Origin of the sequence: Cronobacter dublinensis subsp. dublinensis LMG 23823 (assembly GCF_001277235.1) — a bacterium.
Lineage (GTDB): Bacteria > Pseudomonadota > Gammaproteobacteria > Enterobacterales > Enterobacteriaceae > Cronobacter > Cronobacter dublinensis.
Genome location: NZ_CP012266.1, coordinates 114245 through 138330, shown reverse-complemented (window position 1 = coordinate 138330; position 24086 = coordinate 114245). Strand labels below are relative to the sequence as shown.

General features: G+C 54.1%; 18 protein-coding genes and 1 pseudogene. All 19 read right to left on the bottom strand.

Going from position 1 to position 24086, the window contains the following annotated elements; genetic code table 11:
* Position 1 precedes the first annotated feature (1 nt).
* The 19 genes and pseudogenes from AFK67_RS00660 to AFK67_RS00570 all read right to left on the bottom strand — a co-directional run bounded on the left by AFK67_RS00660 (position 2) and on the right by AFK67_RS00570 (position 24083).
* Positions 2–433 carry a DcrB-related protein gene (locus AFK67_RS00660; protein ID WP_007668176.1) on the bottom strand — a complete coding sequence of 144 codons (432 nt, stop codon included), beginning with the start codon at positions 431–433 and terminating at the stop codon, positions 2–4.
* The gene (locus AFK67_RS00655; RefSeq protein ID WP_053532921.1) at positions 430–2358 is read right to left on the bottom strand and encodes a type VI secretion system Vgr family protein; all 1929 of its coding nucleotides are present in this window, start codon (positions 2356–2358) and stop codon (positions 430–432) included. Before AFK67_RS00655 ends, AFK67_RS00660 begins: the two co-directional genes overlap by 4 nt.
* A gap of 743 nt (positions 2359–3101) precedes the next feature.
* Entirely contained in the window at positions 3102–3539 is a 438-nt protein-coding gene (locus AFK67_RS00650) for a hypothetical protein (protein ID WP_007731689.1), read from the bottom strand.
* Between the two features lie 298 nt (positions 3540–3837).
* Entirely contained in the window at positions 3838–4395 is a 558-nt protein-coding gene (locus tag AFK67_RS00645) for a DUF4265 domain-containing protein (protein WP_235047932.1), read from the bottom strand.
* A gap of 34 nt (positions 4396–4429) precedes the next feature.
* A complete protein-coding gene (locus tag AFK67_RS23315; protein WP_235047933.1) occupies positions 4430–5497 on the bottom strand; it encodes a hypothetical protein in 1068 nt (355 codons plus the stop codon).
* Positions 5498–6540: 1043 nt separating this feature from the next.
* Entirely contained in the window at positions 6541–6933 is a 393-nt protein-coding gene (locus tag AFK67_RS00635; RefSeq protein WP_032967622.1) for a DUF2750 domain-containing protein, read from the bottom strand.
* Between the two features lie 166 nt (positions 6934–7099).
* Positions 7100–7498, bottom strand: a complete 399-nt coding sequence (locus AFK67_RS00630) for a hypothetical protein (RefSeq protein WP_032967621.1) — start codon at positions 7496–7498, stop codon at positions 7100–7102.
* A pseudogene (locus AFK67_RS23555) lies at positions 7495–8499 on the bottom strand (RHS repeat-associated core domain-containing protein); the annotation flags it as partial. The gene AFK67_RS00630 and the pseudogene AFK67_RS23555, both read right to left, overlap by 4 nt.
* 42 nt (positions 8500–8541) lie before the next feature.
* Positions 8542–9084: a DUF4303 domain-containing protein gene (locus AFK67_RS00620; RefSeq protein WP_038884240.1), complete on the bottom strand. Its 543-nt coding sequence runs from the start codon at positions 9082–9084 to the stop codon at positions 8542–8544.
* The gene (locus tag AFK67_RS00615; protein ID WP_038884242.1) at positions 9084–13103 is read right to left on the bottom strand and encodes an RHS repeat-associated core domain-containing protein; all 4020 of its coding nucleotides are present in this window, start codon (positions 13101–13103) and stop codon (positions 9084–9086) included. Before AFK67_RS00615 ends, AFK67_RS00620 begins: the two co-directional genes overlap by 1 nt.
* Before the next feature lie 221 nt (positions 13104–13324).
* Complete coding sequence (locus tag AFK67_RS00610) at positions 13325–14005, bottom strand: ankyrin repeat domain-containing protein (protein ID WP_007731659.1); 681 nt, start codon at positions 14003–14005, stop codon at positions 13325–13327.
* Between the two features lie 97 nt (positions 14006–14102).
* On the bottom strand, positions 14103–15398 hold the full coding sequence (locus AFK67_RS00605) for a Tle-like phospholipase domain-containing protein (protein WP_007731656.1): 1296 nt from the start codon (positions 15396–15398) through the stop codon (positions 14103–14105).
* Entirely contained in the window at positions 15391–16542 is a 1152-nt protein-coding gene (locus AFK67_RS00600) for a DUF2169 family type VI secretion system accessory protein (RefSeq protein ID WP_007731654.1), read from the bottom strand. Before AFK67_RS00600 ends, AFK67_RS00605 begins: the two co-directional genes overlap by 8 nt.
* Position 16543: 1 nt before the next feature.
* The gene (locus AFK67_RS00595) at positions 16544–18682 is read right to left on the bottom strand and encodes a type VI secretion system Vgr family protein (protein ID WP_053532883.1); all 2139 of its coding nucleotides are present in this window, start codon (positions 18680–18682) and stop codon (positions 16544–16546) included.
* A 153-nt stretch (positions 18683–18835) separates the two neighbouring features.
* On the bottom strand, positions 18836–19285 hold the full coding sequence (locus AFK67_RS00590; RefSeq protein ID WP_007726032.1) for a hypothetical protein: 450 nt from the start codon (positions 19283–19285) through the stop codon (positions 18836–18838).
* Between the two features lie 177 nt (positions 19286–19462).
* Positions 19463–19855 (bottom strand): DUF4150 domain-containing protein, encoded by a 393-nt coding sequence (locus tag AFK67_RS00585; RefSeq protein WP_007679141.1) that lies wholly within the window; start codon positions 19853–19855, stop codon positions 19463–19465.
* Between the two features lie 5 nt (positions 19856–19860).
* A complete protein-coding gene (locus AFK67_RS00580; protein WP_007726033.1) occupies positions 19861–20466 on the bottom strand; it encodes a DUF3540 domain-containing protein in 606 nt (201 codons plus the stop codon).
* Positions 20467–20475: 9 nt separating this feature from the next.
* Positions 20476–21546: a pentapeptide repeat-containing protein gene (locus AFK67_RS00575; RefSeq protein ID WP_007726034.1), complete on the bottom strand. Its 1071-nt coding sequence runs from the start codon at positions 21544–21546 to the stop codon at positions 20476–20478.
* The gene (locus AFK67_RS00570; protein WP_007726035.1) at positions 21543–24083 is read right to left on the bottom strand and encodes a DUF2169 family type VI secretion system accessory protein; all 2541 of its coding nucleotides are present in this window, start codon (positions 24081–24083) and stop codon (positions 21543–21545) included. The genes AFK67_RS00575 and AFK67_RS00570 overlap by 4 nt, the downstream gene beginning before the upstream one ends.
* Between the last annotated feature and the right edge of the window lie 3 nt (positions 24084–24086).

Here is a 24086-nt window from a genome sequence, read left to right as displayed (position 1 = left end):
CTTATGCTCCTTCCCCAGGCGTAAACTCCAGACCCGCTTTAATGGATTCCCATAACGCCAGCGCATCTTCATCAAACGGCGCGGTGCGGCTCATGGCCATCACCAGCAGATGGTCATCCAGCATCGTGGTCGCCAGCTGTTCATGAACCGTCACGCCGTGGTTTTCAAAACGCAACGCGACTTCCTGCGCGGGCCGACCACCGACCTGGGTGTCCTGCGCCTCACCGCCGGTAAACTTCTTCATGTCGCGTTTGATTTTGGCGACCTGGCTTTTCAGGTACGCCTCTTCGTCACCAGGCTTCACGTCCCATGCGCGGGTCAGCACCAGCGACGCGCCCGCTTTCGGCAGTGACAATATTGTCATGCTGCGATCCTGTACGGCTTCCGGCAGCGTCAGCGTCCCTTCTGATAGCGTATATTTCACGTCGCTCATGCCTGCCCTTCTCCGTCGGATGTAAATGTTTTTGCCACTTCGTTCTGAATGTCAGCGGGCGTCGGCGCGACGTTTGACGCTTTGTCTGGATCCTTGAGGTTCAGATCGAGCGTGCCGCCGGTGTTGATTTGCCCCGTACCGCTGGCGTTGATCGCAAACTTGGTACAGTAAAGGTTTACCTGGCCGTTCGCGCCCATCTCCAGTATGGAATCGCCCGTCACCAGGCGGATGCCGGTCGCGGAGGAGATGGTCACCATGCCCTGGCCTTTGATGTCGTACTGCGCGCCCACCAGTTCGTTGCGCGTCATCTGGATGGCGTGTTCGTGTTTGCCTTCCACCTTACCGGTGTAATCCTGCTTGATGGCCAGCACCTGTGAACCGCCCACGCTGTGGGTCTCATCTTTTTTCACTTTCGTATCGAGGTTGCGCTCGGCCTGGAGCCATACCTGCTCCTCGCCGGCTTTATCCTCAAAGCGCAGGGCGTTGGCGTTGTCCGGCGAGCCGTCCTTCGACCGGCTCAAGAAGCCCATCTGCGTCGCCGCCGCCGGCAGCGCCCACGGCGGCATGCTCGCCTCGTTATACACCCGCCCCGTTATCAGCGGGCGGTCCGGGTCGCCGTTGATGAAGTCCACCACCACTTCATCACCCACGCGCGGTATCTGCACGCCACCAAAGCCCTGGCCCGCCCACGCGCTCGACACGCGCACCCAGCCCGAGCTGGTGTCGTCGCCCTTCGACAGACGGTCCCAGTGGAACTTCACCTTCACGCGACCGTATTTGTCCGTCCAGATGCTCTCCCCCTGCGGGCCCACCACCTTCGCCGTCTGCGGGCCGTACGTGCGCGGCCACGGCGTCTTCTGCGACGGGCGGTACGGCACGTCCGCCGGTATCACCTCAAAGCGCGTCTCGTGGATGGTGTTGCTGTCTGCGCCACTCGCGTAGCGGTTTTCCTCGAAGTGGTAGTGAGCGACCGTAGTGAGGTACTCGCCGTTGTCGCCGAAGAACGGGGCGTTGCGCAGCACAAAGGTGTGCCCCGGCGCGATGCCCAGCGCCGTCCCGCTGCCCTGGGTCTGGCGGTGCTCCACCTGCCACCGCTCCTGACGGATGCGGGCGTAGAACTCACCGTGGCCGTGCTCCACAAACCGGCCCGGCCAGTCGTAGACGTCGATGCTTCCCGGCTGCGGCGATTTCGGGTTCTGCCGCGCCTGGAACAGCCACGCGTTCGGCTTGCGGAAGTCGTAGTCGTCCAGGCTGTAGATGCCCGGCGTCACGCTGTCTTCCAGCGCCCACTGGCTGATGCCCTCTTCATCCGTGGTGCCGCCCGACGGCGTCACGTGGTACGGAATCGTCTCGTAGCCCGGGAACGGCTCGTACTGGCCGGGGGCGTCGGTGAGAATCAGCGTGTGGCGGTCCTGCTCGTGGCGGAAGTGGTAGGTGATGCCCTCCAGCTCCAGCAGGCGGCTCATGAAGTCGAGACTGCTCTCCTGGTACTGCACGCAGTACTCCCACACCCGGTAACTGCCCGACAGCCGCTCCTCGACGTTCACCCGGCTCTCGCCCAGCAGCGTCTTCACTATCTGCGGCACCGTCTGGCCCTGGAAAATACGCAGGTTGCGGTCGCGCTGCATCGGCCACAGGTCCGGCTCCACCGTCAGCTCGTACGCCGCGTAGCGGGTGCCCGACATCTCCACGGCGGTCACCGCCACGCGGGTCACCTTGCCGTTGAGGTAGCGCGGCGTCATCAGCGCCTGCGTCGGGATGGTCACCGTCACCGGCTGGCCCAGCAGCGCGCTGCGCTCGGCGCGCGCATCCGTGCCGAGCAGCGTCAGGGTGAACATGAACGGCTCCGACAGCGACTCGCGCCCGGAGAGTTTCCAGAAAAGCAGCCCCTCGACCGGGAGCTGAACGGTGATTCGGTTGAGCATAACTTCCATCCCTATGTGTCTGTGCGGTGCAAACCAGAGCCGGAGATCCAGCAGGCTATGATCCATAAATCACAGCACAGCAGCAAATGACGCACTATTTTCAGGGCTCTGACAGCGCAGCCAGTACTCTGCCAGAAACACTTTGCAGTTTTAGTTAATTCACGTCGCAGGTTGCATGAAATTTCATAATACGGCTACGGCTACCGCCGACGCAGGTACGCTCGTGTCGTACACGTCGCCTGCGGCCAGTCGTATCAGGAAATGTCAGATAACGAAGCGGCTATTAGGGGTTATACAAACCGACGCGCGCTCGCTGTGTAAATATACCAATAAGTCGCCCGGCAAAAAACCGTCATTGTTTTTGATAAGCAGACTATTCCTATTCCAATATGTGGTCGGGTTGAAAGTTGGGATAAAAACAGAATAAGGGCGGGGTATTTTTATGGAGGGCGTCACTAATAACGCGCTGAAATATTCATAAAGGAAAGAGGTTTGGCTTTGTAATACCGCGTGATGAAAGGATTCTTTATAAGAAAGAATAATATTTGACTTAGGGGAACCCCTAATTATGGTGGGTCGGGAAAATAACAGGTTATTTTGCCACTCATTGTATGGCGATTTGTATGGCGATGCGCGTTTTGGAGCGGTGAGACGGATACGTGTGCAGCGATGGGTGTTGAGGGGGAATGCGCATGCCGGGCGTCGAACCACCACCGCCTGCGGCGTGGCGGGCAAGCGCGGTGTTACTCCTCCCGACTAATAATGACGTCACTCAGGCAATCCGGCGCTTTGACGGTGAAGCTAAACGTCACGGCCTCGCCAGACGCACCGGCAGGCGTGGTGTAGCTGGTCACTTCATTTTCCGAGTGGCCGCGTGGCGTGTCGGTTATGGTAAGTGTCGGATAGTGCTTTTTGACTTCGTTAAGCGTCAGGCACGGGCCCTGCCAGTGCGATATCCATAGCAGCGTTTTCTCCTGCGGATCTCTGCTGAGCCTTAATTCAATATCCGTAGCCCTTCCCGCCGCAGTAAACGCGACGTCTTCAGCGCCGTAAAAATTGATGTACTCGTTCTGCGAGGTGAGATGAAATTTTAAAGGCGCGCGGTGAAGCGTCGCGGCCCTGATATCCGCTAAGGATGAACGCATGACGGTAATAAAGTCCCACAGCGAAGCCGGGTGCATATCAGCCACGGCACTGGCAGAGCTCAACGCCACCAGGAGGGCGAAGGCAGCGGTAGTTCTATTTATTCTCATGATTACTCTGTATGTCTCACGGTGGCGCATCGCTGAATAGCCTGAACAGCGCGTCGTCATCCGGCATTAAAACCATGCCGTAAATCTGCATATAGCGCTGGAAGTGCTTCCTGAAGCAATTTGCTTAAAATGTTTATCTGAGAAGCATACCACTGTTGCATCTTTACGCTCGCACGTGAGTGATACAAATGGCTTTAAAATCTCTGGCTACCCGTCGCCTTGTCCGTCAGGGCATTGTACAGGCGATGTTAAACACACTCTCGCATTCGCTCACTCTTATTGGATCTATATCGCCATGCTGAAGGCAGGCGTCCTCGTAATCAAGAATTCCGTCGTCATATTTACTTTTCAAAAATGCATCAATACGTAAAAAGGGAATGTCACTGGGTATATCGAGGCTAAATAATGCGGCGGATGCTGAAGTGCCAATATGTCCACCCAGGCTCTGTAACGCAGAAATCACGCTCTCTTTCTGCTGCGCCTCATTAATATATATACGCAGTGTAGAGTGCCCTTTTCGCTTGGCTATTCCACCAACCACATATTCATCATTGCTTTTTTGAAAAGTAATCACATCGCCTTTACTGACGCCATAGATATAGAGGGGTATGTTATCAAGTTCATACTCGCCATTACCATTTCTTTTCAACCAAACCGATTCATAAGGTACCGGCGGGTAGCCGTCTTCATCCTGAATAAGACGAAACGTGACTTTTATGAATTCACTTTTGCTTGTCAAATACGCCTCCATAGACACGCTTCCAGCTTTTCCAAACATTAACATAGTGGACGTCGTTAATGATTTTATAACCTGAAAATTAGATCCTGTACATCTTCTTCGCTTCGTCATCAAAAAAGCAGGTTATATCTTTAATCCTATCGAAAGAAATACCTTTCTCATCCATTATCCATTTAATGAATGTAGCTCGCTTGAAGAGTTGATTGATAATTATCTGTTTTTGCTCTGCCTGCGGGAATGAATTTAACAGGTTATATGTTTCCTTAAAATCCACACGTAGAATATAAAGCACGAAGTTTTGCAAGAGGAAATTCAGGCACGTCTCCTCGTGAATATTCTTTCCTTGTAGAAAGGTGGTAATTGTACGCATTATATGTTCTCTGTCGTCAGAGTAAACCTTTGTAAAATAAACCGCGTCATTGATTAATATCATGTCAACCGGCAGTGCTGGGGCGGGTATTTTCAGGTCAAAGCTCCCCTTTTCAATCATATCTACCAGAGAAAGATGGAGTATCTTAGCCGCTTCGATCTCACTGGCTTCAATTACTATCTGTGAAGATAGTTGGTCATAGTGTTCTAAAAAGTAATCGTAATAAGCTGATGCATAATCTCTTAACGTTATGCCTGAGGGGATATGAACCATCTCACCTGAATTATCTAATGTAAAGGCATTTAAAGTTTCTTCATTCACAGGGTGTGTGAACATGAATAACCGGAATAAGAAGTTATTATTACTTATCCTTTGGGCCGAATTACTTTCATCTCTTCTGCTGTTTGATAATTGAAAAAAACAATATAACTTCATAAATGCATTTATAGAATTATATTTTGTTAATTTCGGCACCGTTGTAATCGAGTTAATCGCAAAAATCATATGATGAAAAACCTGTTCATCACAGACGTCCAACAGAGGGAATTTATCTTTTAAAATTATGCTCGAATCAGGGTTGAATTTATAATGGAGATCTTCAGGTTGAAGATTCAAATCCCACTCGCAAAAAGTTTCATCCTCACTTTTTTTGAAGAAGAGTTGGACTGTTCCATCATTGCAACAAAAATAGTCGAATTTAGTGGAAAGGTTATTTTCTCCATGTAACAAACCATTAACGATAGATAAATAAAAAGCGAAATCCGTTTCATTGTTCATAAACCATCTTTCATGAGGGCTAAGATTAAATATGGCCTGGGTATAAAGTTATATGCTCCATTTTATAATAATATTTGCATTAACAGCCGTAATAACTTTACTAGTTGCTATATGCATATATGTTATGCCGGTGTTTCTTCGCACTATTTATAAAATCAATAAAGTTAATGATTTGTTCATGAGCCAAATCATTATCGACATTAACATCTTTTAATTCTATCAAAAATGTATCCAGCTGGTTAAAAAGAATAATACAATCATGATAATAATCTTTGAATCTGGAAATTATTTTATATGATTCGTTAGCCTTGAGTGAGGAAAATATTTCTTTATGAATCTTTTCATCCATGCAATAACAAGGCGTGTCTTTACTAATCAACCTCTGGTGCTCGCTTGCAAAAAAATCCATAGACATATAGAACCTCTATTTTTATACTGACTATACGAAGAGAGTCATCCCGCTTATTCAAGTGAGGAAGAAGCACAAATGAATATCAACGGTCAAATAATAACTTTAAAAACTGCTGGAGTTATATTGACACCCAATTTATAGAATGCTCTAAAGAACTTACAGGGCAACTTAGAAAAATGATGCTACCTATAAATGCAAGATGATATCGAAAGGTCTTGTTCCTGCCGTAAAACAGAGAGTAACTGCTTTCACACTGTTTCATTAAATCACAGAATCTTTTTGGTGGAATATAGTAACCATTACTGGTTTCAAGTATCTCTTGCATATCAGTTATCTTTAGCATGCATGTATTTAAAATAGTATTTGTCGATAAGTACGCGGATTGAACTGTATCAGTTTTTATTGTAACAATCAGTTCCTCATCATTATAAGTTGTTAGATTAACAATTAAATTTTGCTGCTGGAACGACCAAGAGTTTAAAGTAGATTCGGAGCAAAGCGATAGAAGAGAACTAATAGCATTCGAATAATTTCGTGAAATCATCCTGACATCCTGTTAATTAACATATTATTAAGCCTACGCATTTTTACTGCTCTCGCATCAAGATTATTGGACTACTTACCTTTCTAATTATTTATATTTCTCAAACTCTTTCAATAAATCGGTTAATACATTCATTGCTGATAGCACAGGTACGCAGGTTTCATTGGGTGCCATAAAAACCACTATATCAATCTCATCATCAATTAATTGGGGAAGCAGCTCATCAAGAAGTTCGTTCAGGTGAACCTTCTTCACTGAAAGGTTTTTCCATTCATTTATTGCACATTCCTGAGCGTACTCTTTCGCTGGCCAAAGAGGCAGTGATGTTTGTGCTTTGTTATCTTCTGTGGTTGCATAACCTGATTCATCGCCTAAAGACCATGCACACTCCCAGTCAACCACTTTTTTTATGAAATATACATATCGTTCCTTGGCATTTTTGTTTAATAAAGCTTTAATTTCTTGTTCTGAAAGTTTCATGTTTCGGGCAATCCACGCCAGTTGAATTTAGTTGTTAAAAATTATTATTAATGTATGTGTTTATTTTAAAAGTAATGAAATTAAAAATAGTTAACAACACATTACACCTCTTTTAAATAAACACGTAATAACCTCTATAGAAAAAATACAGGTTTAACAAGGCTATTTAGATTTTTGTAACAGAAGAAATCATCATGGTGATTTCACTTTCTATCCCCGAAAAAAAATCATCAAAAACATTATTTATATTGCCCGATTCATCTATCAAAATTTCATTCCACTTTTTATGATAAGCGCCATCACCATAGGTTAAATCAGCAGATATACGAATGCAGTGTAAATTATCCTTAATACACATTATTTCGTATACAATTTCATCCGGTTTATCATCCACAACCAAATCAGATTTCAATAATAAGCTAAAATACAAAGTGCGATTATCTGATTTTGATCTACACCCTATATCTATTAAACACACTTCATCATAAGAGCTAAAAACGAAGTCATAAAAAGACAACTTTTGAAGAATTATATTAACTACGGATTGATAGAGTTCTTTTCTCATAAAATACACTTCCTGACTTTATTAGTGTTTTCATGAATGGGTCCACTACCGCCATCGACTATTCCGGGGCGGCTGTTCGCCCAATCATTTAGTTTGTTCAAATCAGCATCACCTTTAGGCCTAACGGATGCATGATCGATATCATCTTGTATCACATCGAAACCGGCTTCATTTAATTTAGCCACATCAAGAGGTATCGATTTACCAGAGGGTTTTTCTATTGTTGTGCTCAACCCAGGTTTTTTTAACGGGTTCGTATCTTTTCCTGGTCTGGGAGTCATGTTAGCAGGCGTATTACTACCTTGCCTGTAAACCACGCCTTCTGTCAAAGGTACATGTCTAAAGGCCAACCCCAGCGGATCCACCCATACCAGCGGGTTCGGCGCATACTGGTAAAGGTTTATCCCGCCCGCGAGCCCAATCGGGTCCTGACTGATAAAGCGCCCCGCATCCGGATCATAGTAGCGGAAACGGTTGTAGTGCAAACCCGTCTCGGCATCGAAATACTGCCCCTGATAGCGTAACGGCTGATACACCGGCTCGCCGGTGCGGGTTGCGATATGCTCCACGCGTAGCGTATTGCCCCAGGCGCGGTATTCGGCCCGCCAGGCGATTTCACCGCCCGCGCCCGTCAGCTCGCGCGGCATGCCGGACACATCATTGTGATACCAGTACACCTCTGCGTCGTGTTCGGTGTCGCCCCTGTGAAGACTGATTTGCGCCAGCGGCGCGAAGCTGTCGTCTTCGTAAATCCACAGGTGGCTGCGCCCGCCGCGCGTTTCACTCAGCAGGCGGTTGCCGTCCCACACAAAGGTCGTCACGCCGAAGGCATCCTGCTTCCAGCTGCGTCTGCCGAAGGCGTCATAGCCATACGTGGTGCGCTGCTCTGCGCCGTTACGCACCGTGACGGCCTCCGCCAGCTGATGCTCCGCGTTCCAGCGGAACTGCTGCTGCGTGTGCCGCGCCGTCAGCTCCGTGGTGACGTTGCCAAAATTAGAGTGATATCAAGTAAAGAAAAAGGCCGTTAACGGCCTTTTGAAATTTTATAAAAAATATTTGTACGTTTCTAAAAACCAGTTCAGGTTCTCTGAAGGTTCATTAATCTCTATGGCAGAGGCATGATCAATTTCCGGCTCACCAGGAATAGTAATATAAAAGACAATATTATTCACATCATTGCCGATAGTATCACATAGTTGTTCTTTTGCCTTTTTCATAGCACTTATATATAGATTAATGTTCCTTTCTCTTTCCTCATCAAAATTATAGCCTTCTGGCAGTAAAGGCAGGATGCTTTCATTATAATGTTCCATCATTATAGTGGTGAAAGAACGTACACCGACATCATCATTATCGTCAAAAAATCCGAGAACCCAAGAATATCCCTCCCACTCTATTCCCTTATGAATTTTTTCAAGGCTTTCCTTTGTGGATATGGCCATATAACTAGATAAACCGTCATCGTCCAGTACCAAAACGACCCCATAAATATTATTTTCTTTATTATATTTCTTATATAACCCTAAAAACTCCTCTTGGATTAATTTGTTTAATTTATCCAATTGCATGCTATGCCAATTTCCCATTACCTATATCCTCCAAATACATCATGACCGATTTCTTGTAACTTCTGTTTAAGAAGATTTGTTCTATCGCTGCCTGTCAATTTTTTGCATTTACTTATTTCCTTAATTTCTTTATCAGCTTTAACCAGTGCGTCTGCAACTTTTTTTGCATTTTTTTCGGTATGAACCCCTTCTCCGTTATTGGCGATCATAAGATTCGCAGGGTCGTTTACAGGATCAATACCGTATCTTTTAAGAATAGCTTTCGATCTTGATAAATGCGGAGCCAGAGATGTCCCTTGATATTGTCCTTTAAAAACAATATGATGGCCATGAGGGTTTGTCATCCCTGCGGGTATAACGTGACCATTTGCTAAAGCTTTCGCTAACCAAGATCTTGAAGCCAACCCCAGCGGATCCACCCATACCAGCGGGTTCGGCGCATACTGGTAAAGGTTTATCCCGCCCGCGAGCCCAATCGGGTCCTGACTGATAAAGCGCCCCGCATCCGGATCATAGTAGCGGAAACGGTTATAGTGCAAACCCGTCTCGGCATCGAAATACTGCCCCTGATAGCGTAACGGCTGATACACCGGCTCGCCGGTGCGGGTTGCGATATGCTCCACGCGTAGCGTATTGCCCCACGCGCGGTATTCGGCCCGCCAGGCGATTTCTCCGCCCGCACCCGTCAGCTCGCGCGGCATGCCGGACACATCGTTGTGATACCAGTACACCTCCGCATCGTGTTCGGTGTCGCCCTTACGCAGGCTGATTTGCGCCAGCGGCGCGAAGCTGTCGTCTTCGTAAATCCACAGATGACTGCGCCCGCCGCGCGTTTCACTCAGCAGGCGGTTGCCGTCCCACACAAAGGTCGTCACGCCGAAGGCATCCTGCTTCCAGCTGCGTCTGCCGAAGGCGTCATAGCCGTAGGTGGTGCGCTGCTCTGCGCCGTTACGCACCGTGACGGCTTCCGCCAGCTGATGCTCCGCGTTCCAGCGGAACTGCTGCTGCGTGTGCTGCGCCGTCAGTTTGGTGGTGACGTTGCCGAAGTTGTCATACTCCCAGCGTTTGTCTTCATAAACCCGCAGGCGGTTGTCGTGCAGCGGCGCCGCGCCGGTGTCGCTCAGCAGGTTATGGGCCGGGTCGAAGGCGAAATGCTCGTCGCGGGCGCGGGTCAGGCGGCCCAGCGCATCGTAGTCGTAGCGATGCTCGCCGGTGTATTTATCCACCATCTGCAACAGCTGCCCGTCGCGCCGCCAGGCGTAATCACGCGCCACCGCGATTTTCCCGTTGCGCCCCGCGCGCTGGCTGACCAGCCGCCCCATCTCATCATGGACATACTCGCTGCTGAGGGTGCCCTGCGTGCGGCGAACTTCTCTGTGCAGCACGTCGCGCTCGCTTTCGCTGATAACCCGGCTGCCGAGGTTCACCTGAATACGGTGCCCGCTGCCGTAGTAGAAGTTTTTCAGCTCGCGGCCGTCCGGCAGCGTGGTGACGGTGCGGTTGCCGAGCTCGTCATACTGATGACGAAGCTCATGGCTGACGCCGCGAATGAGGTTGCGCTCAAGCGTGAGCTGCCCGGCGGCGTCCCACTCCAGCTCCACGCGCCCGCCGTGGTTGACGCCCGCAATCAGCCGCCCAAGTGAATCATACCGGTAACGCGTGCGCTGCCACTGCGCCTCGCCGCCGCGCGCCACCAGTTTTTCCACCAGCCGCCCGGCGTCGTCACGCTGATAATGCGTGCGGATGATGCTGCCGTCTCCGTTGCCTTCTTCCTCCCGCGCCGTCGGGAACCCGCCCGCATCGTAACGGTAGCGCGTGGTGCAGCCATCAAACCCGGTTTCGCGGATCAGATAATCGCGCACGTCATATTCCATCTCGTAGCGCGCGCCGTTTTCGTTAACCAGCGTGATCAGGCGGCGCGCCAGATCGTATTCATACTTCACCTGGTGGCCCAGCGCATCGGTACGCGCCAGCGGCAGGCCATCCGGTGCCAGTTGCCATTGCGTCATCTGCCCCTGCGCGTCGCGCCAGGCGGTAAGACGCTGCCAGCGGTCAAACTCAAACGTCTCCGTCGCACCGTCGGGGTGAACAATGCTGCGCGGCAGGCCATCCTGCCGGTTGTTTATCAGCGTACGGTTGCCCGCCGCGTCCGTCTGCTCTTTCAGCCAGCCATATTTGTCATAGCCGAAGGTGGTGGTACGCCCGGAGCAATCGGTGTGACTGATAAGAAAGTCGGCGCTGTTCCAGGAGAGGCGCTGAATGCCCGCCGCCGCATCGCGCACGCGCACCAGGTTCCCGCGATCGTCATGGTTATATTCCGTAATGCGGCCAAGCTCATCCATCTCGCGGATCAGGTTGCCCGCCACGTCATAGGCGAACTCCCGCGTGCCGCCCTGCATATCGGTGACGCGCACCGGCAGGTTCCAGTGTTCGTGGTAGTCGATGCGCGTCATCTGCCCGTCCGGCCCGGTAACGGCGGTGCAGTTGCCGCGCTCATCGTAGCGGTAACGCGTGGTTCTGCCTGCCGGATCGGTGAAGTGGGTCATCTGCCCGCGCACGTTGCGACGAAACCGGGTGTAGCCGCCCGCGGCGTCTTTGTAGCCCAGCAGCTCATGGTTATCGTCGAATTCGTAGCGCGTGACGCGCCCCAGCGCGTCGGTCACCGTCGTGCTGTCGGCGCCATATTCAAACCGCCATTCACCGCCCAGGCTGTCGCGATGCGCCAGCACTTTGCCGGAAGGGTCGTGTTTGTCGTAGTGGTAGAAACACTCCATCTCGCCCGCGAGGCGGTGCGCCACCATGATGTGGTTGCGGTAGCGAAACTCGCGCAGCACCTCGCCCTGACCATTCCTGACGGCGATGAGATCGCCCTGCGGCGAGTAGTCATAACGGCAGAGGCTTTCGGCATGGAGCGGGTCGGAAGGGTGACAGACGCTGACGCCCGTGATGCGGTCTGCCGTGTCGTCACCGGCAAGCGCGAGCCGGGTGAAATGAATAATGAACCGCCGCCCGGCGCTGTCGATAACCTGCTCGGGCTGATGATGCGCGTTGTAGTGCAGCGTTAAGCGGTTATCGTGGCGGTCGCTTATCGCTGAGAGCAGCCAGCGGCCCGGCTGCGCCTGATGCGTAAAATGCCAGCGTCTCGCTTCATCGGCGGTCGCGATGCAGAACTCGCCCGGCAGTGGTTGCGAAAGCGAAAGCTGTTCGTAGCGGTGCAGTTTCGGCGGGTGGCCAGGCTCCGGCCACGGGAATTCGATTTCACGGCCCTGTTCGTCGATAAACAGCAGCACGTCATCCTGCGCGCGCACCTCCAGCGACAGCGGTAAAAACCACCCCTGCCCGAGCCAGCCATTGCCGGTTTCATCAGAGAAGTAATAGCGCTGCCAGTTGAGCGGGACCGACGCCGGAAAGGCGAAGTCGTTATCCTCATCGCCAAAAAGAATTTTAATGCCGAGAATGGCGTTGACCGGGCTCCCGACGAGCGGCGTCACGCCTGCGGTATTCGGGATTTTGCACGGCTCGGTCTCTTTTTTGGCTTTGCCTTTATCGCTGCCGCCCTTCTCGCTGCCCGCTTTTTTCGCTTTTACCGCGTCTTCCGCGCCTTCTTTGGCAGCTTTGCCCTCGGCTTTCACGGCCGCTTTTTCCGCTTTAAACGCGGATTTCTCGGCGAGTTTCGCGGTCTCTTTGACCAGCCCTTTCGTCGCGCTGGCGGCTTCTAACGCTTTGCCTGCTTTGGCCGCCATTTTCCCGGCTTTAAACGCCGCGCCGCCGCCCGGCACGAAGTTCGCTGCCGCCGACGCTGCCGATAACGCCGCGTTGCCGTAATCGCCTTCGGCGGCATAAATCGCCGCGTTCGCGCCATCGGCGACAACGCCCAGTACCGGCACCGCGCCTATGATATCCAGTCCGGTATGAACAATATCGCCCCAGTCGCCCCACCAGCTTTTCTTTTTCGGGGGGTTGGCGCTGCCCGCTTTTACGCTGCTTTTCGGCGCGGGCGCATATTGCAATTTTCCGATAGTATTTCCTGTCGCCATATAAATTCCCTGCGATGGATTGCGTGTTCTTAACAGAATATTTAAATATTTATCGCCGTGGAAAATAAAGGTAATGCTTTATTTTCAGAAGCTGACCGTAATAACTTTATTTTGCGCTATAGAAAAAGGCACATTCACGATTAAAGGCAATAAAGCGTAGAGATAAGTCAGAAATGAAATTATCGCCCCGGACAGGAGCGATAATCATTGTGATGTTTTATTCAGTCATCAGCGGGGGGCCAGTGTAACCCTTTGCGAATGGCAAGCTGACGGATCTCTTCTAATTTATCGATGGTTCTTTTATTACTGTCTTTTTCGCGCTCGATAACATCTGACAGCATCTTCCCAAAATTCAAGCCATTTTGATTTTCAATATTGGGGTTAGCGCCATAATTCAGCAAATACTCAACCTGATCCAGTTCCATGCCAGCCAGTGCAGACATTAATACCGTTTTACCGGCACTGTCGGTTTTATTAACATCGGCACCCGCTGATAATAAATACTTCAGGACGGCAAACGAATTGTCTGAAGCGGCGTTGAAAATTAACGGCTGGTAGTTGGTCATAGCGTTCGGGCTAAGGCCGCCGTCAATCAGCGCTTTGATATAAGCAGGGTTGTTAGAGCTTGCCATCACCGCCGCAGGGCTGCCGAAATCCGGGATATCCTGTAGCGGATCCGCGCCCGCTTTCACAAGCGCTGTCACAATCTCCAGCGATGTCGTATCGCCATTGGTCGCCTCCAGCAGCGCGTACATCAGCAAGGTCATGCTCTGACTGCCGGGTTTATTTAAATCCGTGCTTTTGGCTAAGGCTTTTACTTCGGAAAGATTATGCTCAGCGATAGCCTGAGCAAGCTGTAATTGCGTACCGCTAAAATAAACTTCCGGCGCTGCTTGTTTCATATTCGTGCTTCCGTGACCAGGTATTACAACCGAAAAGAGTGCCAGCCCAGCGAGGAGACTGCAAATTAGCCTGCGAAACGTCTTCATTCTGCTCTCCTTATAAAGCCATTAGTATAGCCTCATCCTCTGCCTTTTCGGCCTCGATACAGGGGATGACCTCGCTCATAAAGTGGCGATTCACCGGGTTGCCTTTACCGCCCGACATATCATGTTTTTTACCCACCGCCGCCGGGAGTGCGGCGATAACCAGCCCGAGCCCGGCACCAATGAGCCCGCCAAACAGGCCGCCAAATTTTGCGCCCAGCGCGCCAAGCCCGCCCACGAGACCCAGAGTGCCCAGCACGCCGGGCTCCTGCAGGCCGGTTAACACTTCCCCTTTAACGCGGTAAGCGTTGATGTTCTCTGACGTCACGCTCTTCTCGAGCACTTTGCCGCCGTATTTCTCCACCGTTCCGCCGTTAAGGCCCGCCGCGTTGAAGGTCCAGCCCGGCTTGTTGCTGGCGCGCGAACAGGCGGAGGCGAGCCCGCCGCCCAGCGAGTGCCCGACACAGTCGACAGGCGTCTTCGCCCTTTTTAACGAGGTGCCAATCTCAACCGCCTTTTTGTAGTACGGATTGCTGACCCCAAACGCCTGTTTGGCATTGACGCCCCAGTCCGGCCCCGACTGCGTGCCACGGAAAACCACCGAGGGCGACATATCTTTGCCAAACACGGCTTCGTCTGGCTCATACATCCGCGCGCGAAACTGCGGTGCGCCGTTCTCGCGTAAATCATTAGGCGACAGGTTATATTTCGCGAGCGCCTGCGGGTCGTTAGAGATATCTTTCCAGCCCGTCGGGATTTCCGGCGTGGGTTTTGACGGGTCGCGCGGTTCGTAGACGTAATCGGCGAGACGTGCCTTTTCCACCGCGACGTTGTTCTGCTCAAGGCGCTGCGCCGCGGCCTGCGCTTTAGGGTCGCTGCTTTGCTTGCCCTTCGCGATAAGCGCCTTACGCCGCTCCCAGGTCTCTTTCTTGGTGAAGTCACCGCCGCGCCCGCCGTTGGCTTTACCGTTCATGGCGAACGTATCCTGCACGCGGTTAAGCGGGTGCCCGCCGACGTTGGTATCCGGGCTGTGTTCAATAGACCAGCAGTCGCCCTCCACCGTACCGCTGACCACACCCTTATTGCGCCCTGCCGCATCGCCAATAGTGGTCGGCACAAAGCTCTGGTCATACACAAACGCGGGTTTGCCGCCGAAGTTCACCGAGTTAACGGTGCTTTTGGCAGGCTCCAGCGTCGCCGTGACCGGGTACGGCACCGGCGGCTGGATGCCGGGCGTAAAACATAAATCGGGCGCCAGGCCAACCAGCTTATATTTCCCGTTTTTACGGGCGGCAAAGTTCTCAGCCATGCGCGCCTCTCTCTTTCAGATTCAATAACGACGGGGGCAGCGGGATAAATTCCGCCGATGCGCGATCCTGGTTCAGGTGACGCGCGCGCGTCACCTGACCTGCGCGCTCATCACGGGCGATAAAGCGCAGCTCGGTCATGACCGGCTCCATCAGCTCCGAAATAACGGTCCGGTAGCTGCAGTGCACTTTACGCGCAGGCACATCCACGACCAGCGTATCGAGCGCCATATCCTGCGCGACCCCGGCGCCTTTCTGCGTCATGATAAAAACGAACAGGCTCTCCACCGGCACCTGAAAACGAATCTCCTGATCGGCTTTGTCACGGGCGGAGATGAGGTATTTCAGCGTCACCGGCACCGCGCTTAACGGCGCAGGCAGAGGAAACTGCAATAACGGATGCGCGCCGCACCAGTAATCAAAGCGAAAATCCTTCGGTAAAAAAGGGTGCCGGTGCTGTTTCCACTCTTCGTCATAGGTGCCCGCATGTTCGATGCGTCCCTGCCAGCCGCGGCCATAAAAGCCAAACCCGGCGGCAAGCCCGGCCTCATCGATTTTCTTCACCGGCTGCGTGACCCATTCAATCTGCGGGGCGGGCAGCCGGTCTTTTTTCAGCTGCTTTCTGACCTCGCGCGGGTACCATCCCATGCCGGTCGTATTCTCCTGGGCGGCGATAACGTTACCGTCAGGCAGCGTGTATAACCCCCCGGCGGCGTATTCGTAGCGTAGCTCGAGCGTTCCGATGGGCTCAGGCTCCGTCAGCCGCCAGCCCGCCACGACCTTCCACCATTCGCGCGGCCCGTGGATACGCAGCAGGCGCGTCGTGTCGCCAATTTGCGCGCCGACGGTAAAGCTGCGCGCCGGTTTATCCTGCGGCGCAAAGGCGCTCGCGTTTATCACGACATCCATCCAGGGCTTATAGGGCGCCAGATCGCTTTCAAACCTTACGCTGCTGTAGCCCGGCTCGCCGTAATGCATATCCTGCTCAACCAGTTCGCCCTGATCGTCACAGAGCGTCAGCGCGCCCGTGGCGATATCAAGATCGTAACTGACGCGGGCGACCACCGTACTGAAGCCGTGGTCGTTCTGGTCGAACGAATCGAACAACATGGCCGGAAAGGCGCTGAGATTAGTAAAGTTTTCCATATCAGTTGATGTTGATTTCCGTGCCGTCGATATCGATGACTTTTTCACCGACGAGCTTGATCTTATTGGCGCTCAGCGTGATGGTGCCGTTCTGCTCCAGCACAATCATCGACTCCCCGCAGACCAGCGTTATTTTCTCTTCCGCGCTGAAATCCGCCGTCGTCCCCGCCGACAGGCTGAGATCTTTGCCTGAATTCACCGAGTATTTGAGCGCCACATTGTGCATCTGCATGGCGCCGACGTTGGTCATCCAGCCCGCCCCGACGTTCAGGACATACGCCGCGCCGATGTTGGTATTTTGCGCGAGCCCGACGTTGAGCATGGAGGCGAGCGCTATCGTCTCCGTTTTGGTCTTATCGACGCGCAGCGTCTGCGCGCCGTTGACGGTCACGCTCTGGTTCTGGCCGATACGCACGGTTTCATTTTGATCGACCGTTTCGGTCCGGTTGGAATGGACAGTGATGGTTTCATTGCCGTCCACCGTCTCGGTGCGGTTCTGATGCACCGTGATCGTTTCATTTTCGACGACCGTTTCCGTCCGGTTTTTCTTCACCGTCGTGGTTTCATTCGCGCCAATCGTTTTAGTGCGGTTGCTGCCGACCGAATGGGTTTCATCATTCTCCACCTCGGTATCCATATTTCTTTCCGCGTGCAGCCACACCTGCTCGGCCCCGGCTTTATCCTCAAAGCGCAGGGCGTTGGCGTTGTCCGGCGAGCCGTCCTTCGACCGGCTCAAGAAGCCCATCTGCGTCGCCGCCGCCGGCAGCGCCCACGGCGGCATGCTCGCCTCGTTGTACACCCGCCCCGTTATCAGCGGGCGGTCCGGGTCGCCGTTGATGAAGTCCACCACCACTTCATCACCCACGCGCGGTATCTGCACGCCACCAAAGCCCTGGCCCGCCCACGCGCTCGACACGCGCACCCAGCCCGAGCTGGTGTCGTCGCCCTTCGACAGACGGTCCCAGTGGAACTTCACCTTCACGCGACCGTATTTGTCCGTCCAGATGCTCTCCCCCTGCGGGCCCACCACCTTCGCCGTCTGCGGGCCGTACGTGCGCGGCCACGGCGTCTTCTGCGACGGGCGGTACGGCACGTCCGCCGGTATCACCTCAAAGCGCGTCTCGTGGATGGTGTTGCTGTCTGCGCCACTCGCGTAGCGGTTTTCCTCGAAGTGGTAGTGAGCGACCGTAGTGAGGTACTCGCCGTTGTCGCCGAAGAACGGGGCGTTGCGCAGCACAAAGGTGTGCCCCGGCGCGATGCCCAGCGCCGTCCCGCTGCCCTGGGTCTGGCGGTGCTCCACCTGCCACCGCTCCTGACGGATGCGGGCGTAGAACTCACCGTGGCCGTGCTCCACAAACCGGCCCGGCCAGTCGTAGACGTCGATGCTTCCCGGCTGCGGCGATTTCGGGTTCTGCCGCGCCTGGAACAGCCACGCGTTCGGCTTGCGGAAGTCGTAGTCGTCCAGGCTGTAGATGCCCGGCGTCACGCTGTCTTCCAGCGCCCACTGGCTGATGCCCTCTTCATCCGTGGTGCCGCCCGACGGCGTCACGTGGTACGGAATCGTCTCGTAGCCCGGGAACGGCTCGTACTGGCCGGGGGCGTCGGTGAGAATCAGCGTGTGGCGGTCCTGCTCGTGGCGGAAGTGGTAGGTGATGCCCTCCAGCTCCAGCAGGCGGCTCATGAAGTCGAGACTGCTCTCCTGGTACTGCACGCAGTACTCCCACACCCGGTAACTGCCCGACAGCCGCTCCTCGACGTTCACCCGGCTCTCGCCCAGCAGCGTCTTCACTATCTGCGGCACCGTCTGGCCCTGAAAAATACGCAGGTTGCGGTCGCGCTGCATCGGCCACAGGTCCGGCTCCACCGTCAGCTCGTACGCCGCGTAGCGCGTGCCCGACATCTCCACGGCGGTCACCGCCACGCGGGTCACCTTGCCGTTGAGGTAGCGCGGCGTCATCAGCGCCTGCGTCGGGATGGTCACCGTCACCGGCTGGCCCAGCAGCGCGCTGCGCTCGGCGCGCGCATCCGTGCCGAGCAGCGTCAGGGTGAACATGAACGGCTCCGACAGCGACTCGCGCCCGGAGAGTTTCCAGAAAAGCAGCCCCTCGACCGGGAGCTGAACGGTGATTCGGTTGAGCATAACTTCAGTCCATATAACAGGGGAACATGACAGGTCCGCCAGGGGGTTTACTGGCGAATACGCGCATGGCCAGTAACCAGGCGCTACCTGTTTAGCGTGATGACGTTAAGAGACGATTACTTTTTCTTTTGCCAGGGCCATTTGTGTACCCTGTCATTGTGGATGAAACGGGGCAAGCCATATCCCGTAATAAATCAGCGCGGCGCCCAGCGAAAGCGCTACTCTGAGGATTAATGGTGCTGCCGGGCGGGCATTTTTAACGGCTGACTGTATTGTCTTATAATTATCCCGATTGAAATTCTCATGAAATTTCATAATAAGAAAAAACTGCGTGTTTATGCCCACCGCAACAAACTGTAATCCCCACAGCACAATGGCTGACAGAAACACAGTGCATGAATAATGTTCAGCTGCGGCAGGCGAGAAGATATTCCAGACGAGCGCCATCGCGAGAAAAACAAAAGAGACGACGCCGAAAAGAATGAAAATACCGACAAGCTTAAGACCAAAGAAAAGCCACTGCCTGCGGGTAAAGGACATTTTACCTTTCCAGATGATGTACAGCGCACACGCCATGAAAAAAACAAATACTGCAAAGAACATTCCGTTGCCTCTTATAGCGTAAGTCACCGCCAGTAAATTGTATAAAGGCACGCGTCACCCGCGCTTTTTTACGTCTTAAAACAGCGCTCTGCGCAGGCTTCAGGCAGAAAAGCCGGGCTCCTGCCTGCGGCAAAAGCCCGGCTCCGGGGACTTTTCTCTGAGCGACCAGTCGCCGAATCAGGGGGCGAGCATTAATACCTTGAACTGGCTGGGGACAATACGCATCCCCACAGCGTTGGTTGAGTTTTGCAGGCTGACGCTGGTCAGGCGCGTGGCGGGCGTACCTTTAAGCAGCACGGTAAACGCGCCCGTCAGGTGGCGTGACGGTCCCATGACCGTACCTGAGGCGACACCCGTCGCTACACCTGGGTTATCACCATTGGTGAGCGGCGTGACCGTTGCCATGTTATGCGCGGGCATACCCATAAAGAGAATATTCAGCGCATTGGGGATGGCCGTTGGGCCGAGTGCGATATCAGGGTAAGGGATCGGCGTTGGTGCAGGCATTGGCGTCAGGCACACGTCCGGAAACGCCAAATCCATGCCAAACAGCTGGCAGTTAGCAAACATAGTGATTACCCCATGTGGATCTGTTCAGAATCGACTTTGGTGATCGCTTTGGACGTAATCACCGTATTGTGCGCATGCAGTCGTGCGAAATCTTCAGCTTTCATATCCAGCTGGCCTGCGCGCACCTGCTCTGTCTGCCGTGTGGAGCGAAACAGGTTATGACTTATCTGCGTTACCGTCTGCCAGACTGACTCCGCGCGCTTGCCAACGATGCGCGAAAGGCTTACCCATGCCGAGAGCTTATCACCGCTATATTTCATCTCGCTGATGTGGCAGTCGCCCTGTTGCGCGCTGACGCGTAGCGCCTCGCCGCTGAGGCTGAGTTCACCTGCGCTGCGGATATGCAGATCGCCCGGTACGCTAAGCTCCGCGCTTTGTGGATTGGCGCGCTCCAGCACCGCCAGCAACCAAAGCTGATTATCGACGCTGGCAATCAGCGCCGTATCGCCCGCCTGCGGCGCGATAACGCAACTGGCGGCGCGGCGGCAGTGCCAGCCGCGGCCTTCGCTTTCCACCATCAGACTGCCGTCGGCGAAACAGTGGGTAACGGTACCGGAGGCCTGAACAGGCGGTGTAATCGTCTGGGCCAGCTTGTGGTTAATATTGCTCATGTTCTCTCCTTAGATACGGCTCTGGCGCTGCGCGCTCCAGGCTTCAGCCGTCAATAATTCTTCGTCATATTCCAGAATGCCCTGACGATTGGAAAACAGGGCATTGTCCTGGCGCGCCCGGTGTAAACGGGTGCGGGAAAAAGTGGCGCCGCGCAAATCGGCAAGACGCAGATCGGCGCCGGAAAAGTCGCTGTAGGTCAGGTCACTCTGGATAAACCGGGCACCCGTCGCATTCGCCTGCTGGAAAATGCACTGGAACAACCGGCTGTGGCTGAAGTCTGTCTGTTGCAGCAACGCCCCCACGAAAATCGCCTGATCAAACACGCTGTTCTGGCATTGCGCCTCGCTCAGATCGGCTTCCATAAACAGCGCCTGGCTGGCGTTAACGCGTTGAAGCTGTGCACCTTTAAGCGTTGCGCCTTTGAAGTTGCACTGCGGCAGTTGCGCGCCTTCAAACCGCGCGCCTTCCAGTTGGCAGTCCGTAAACTGGCAACCGACAAACTGCTGCTGCGAATAGTTTTTGCCGCGCTGGTCGCAGTCAAAAAAGACGGTTCGCTCAAACGTGCCGTTCTCCAGCGACGTGGTACGCAAATCGATGCCATAAAACGTGGCCATCAAACTCTGGCAGCCGCTAAGTACGACGTTTTCCAGTGGTGATTCAAAAAAGACGCTACGGTCGAGTTGCACCTGCGTGAAGTGACTGTCGTTAAGCGTACAGTTCATAAACTGCGTGCTTAACAGCGCGCTATGTGAAAAATCGCTGCCACTGAGTGCGCACTGGTTGAACACACACTCTTTAAGCGTCGTTTCACGCACGTGAATATTATTAAGCTCACACTGGTTAAAGACCGTCTGCTCCAGATGCGCACCGCTGAGATCCACCTGATTCATCGAGCATTCGGTAAAGAGCGTTTCATGCAGCTTTGCGCCGCGAAGGTTAGCCCCGGTGAACGACACTTCCTGAAACATGCCGCCGGACAGATCGCAACCCTGTAAATCGAGCCCATCCAGTGTGAGTTCGATAATGGCTTCGCCGTTTTTGATTTTCTGTTGCAGCTCCGCTGCGCTGAGCGTTGTCATACCACTTCTCCGTCACGCTTCGGCAGGGTTTTTACGCGTTTGGTAAACGCGCCGTTCATGCGGGTCTCATCACTCGTGAACGACTGGGAAAGATCCGCGCGGAACAGATTAGCGCCGTTAAAATCCGCCCCGCCCAGCTGGCTTTTTTGCAGCAACGCCCCCATCAGGTTGGCGTTGGTAAAATCCACCCCACGGAAATCCGTACGAATAAACATGCTGCCCACCATACAGGCGCGCTGAAAACTGGCGCCACGGCAGTTGGCTTCGCTGAGATCGGTGTTCTCAAGTTTTGCCAGCTCAAAACGCGCGCCACACAGCGCCGTCTGGCGCAGGTTGCTTTGCCGCAGCGTCGCATGGGTGAAATCGGCATGGTTGAACGTGCTTTCCGACGCCGCCGCGCAGGTTATCCAGGTCGCGCTGACAAAGCGGGCCTCGTCGGCGTTCGTTTCCACAAAGGAGCAACTGTCGAGCGTCGCATCGCTGAAGTCCGCTGCTTCTAATGTGGATTTCACAAATGTCGTTTTATTCAGCCGAGCATGGCGGAAATCGAGACCCGGCAGCGTCAATTCAAGAAAAACGCAGCCATCAAGCGTCGCCCGGTGGAACCGGCAGCGGGTAAACCAGGTTTCCCGGAACAGAAGCCCTTCCAGCGTGGCGTCATCGAACGTGCAGTCATCCAGCAGCGTCTCCTGCAACTGCGTGTCTTTAAAACGTGCGCCGCTAAAATCGCTGTGGCAGCACTGGGCCAGCGACAGGCTTGCGCCTTCGAAATTGCACTCACGCAGTGAGGCATGATGCAGCTCGGCCCGCGCCAGTACCGCACCGTGGAAATTCGCCCCGACCAGCTGGCACTGACTGAGGTCGGCGCATTCCAGCAGCGCCTTACTGAAATTCGCACCACGCAAATCCATACCGGAGAAATCCACGCCCGTCAGATCCATACCGCTGAAATCACCGCCCTGCGCCAGCGTGCGTTCGGCGCGCTGACGAATAATCTGCGCCAGATCGCCTTTCAGGCGTCGTGCTGGCGGCTGGTGCTGAACGGACATCAGGTACATCCGATGCAGCGCGTCGCGACTTTGCGCCAGCTTCTTCTCACCGAGGCTGTCGCGGTTGCGATACAGCATCTCCTGCATACGGTGCATCGCTTCCGGGCCGCGCGGCTGGTTATCTTCGTTATTTCCCTGCGGAAAACGCGCTTCCATTTCACGCTTACGCGCTTCGGCTTTCGCCTGCATCTCTGCGGCCTGCTTTTCCATCTTTTCGATAAACTCGGGGAGTTCATCCAGCTTCGGCATTTCCGGCTCTTCGAAATCTCCCAGCAGATCGTTTACCTCGCCGCCGCTGGCTTCAATACGGGCGCGGTGCTGCTCGCGAAGCTGACTGGCGCGATTATTCATGTTGTCGCGCATCGGGCTGGCGGACTCTTCCACTTCGCTGTCGATCCAGGGACCGATAGCATCCTCCGGCACCAAATCCTTCTCGCGAAAGGCGAACAGCGCCCCTTTCTCTTTATCCATGCGCTGCGCCAGTACCTTACGGTAGTGATTCACCGAACGGGACGCGCCCATCTTTTCCATCGCTGGCAGGAGTTGTAGCACATCAGCCGCATCATCCTCATTAATGCGGATGTGCCCCTGCCAGATCAGCATCATCTGTTCGAGATGCGGGAAGAACCAGACGGTGGTCGCTCGCAGCGCCACCTCTTCAAACAGGGTTTCATCGCCGCGCTGGCGATTGATAAAGCAGCGCGCCTGCCACGGCGGCAGCGTACCTTCCTGGAGCGGTTTTTCAGGGTGCATATTCCAGATGCGCCATTTTGCCTGCGGCGGCAGCGTATCCCGATCCTGCCACCACTGGTCAGAGCTTGCGGCGTTAAACACTTTCCAGTCGATATCTTTCGCAAAGCCAGGGAAATCGTTCTGCAGCCAGCTGGTGTCATACTTTTTGCCCATGCGGCCGAACCGGCGCGGCCAGAGAATATCCAGCGGCCCGAAGCTTGCAGGCTCCGGGTTCTGTTTGGGCGATATCATGCGCCCTTCGAAAGGCTCGATATTCGGCAGACGACGAAACTCATGCCCCTGATGGATTTCCGGGCGGAACCCGACGCCGTGCGGGTTTTCTTCATAACCTTCGCCGCCGTAGGCGCGGCTCCAGTCGAGACGCATCTCATCAAAAGGCCGGGGCATCGTCATTTTGCTGCCCGCCCAGTAGCGATCGCCGAAGACAGCCAGCGTTTTACTGAGGTTCTCCACATCTATACGCACTGCGCAGGCGGTTTTTTCCTGCTGATGGTGGGTGTAGGCATGGCCGGTCGCCAGAAACTCGGCGCGCACTTTCGGGATGGCCATGTCGATAATCCCACCGCTGGTTTGCAGTTCACTCGCCGCCAGTTGCCAGAGTTCTACCTCCGGTCGCAGTTTTGGGCTGGGCCCCATGTCCGCGAGCGCAATAACCGATACGCCCAGATAGTTTTTCCCCTCCCAGCGAAAAGGCCGGTTCAGTACGCTCAGGCGCAGGGGCTTAACGATTTTCATGCC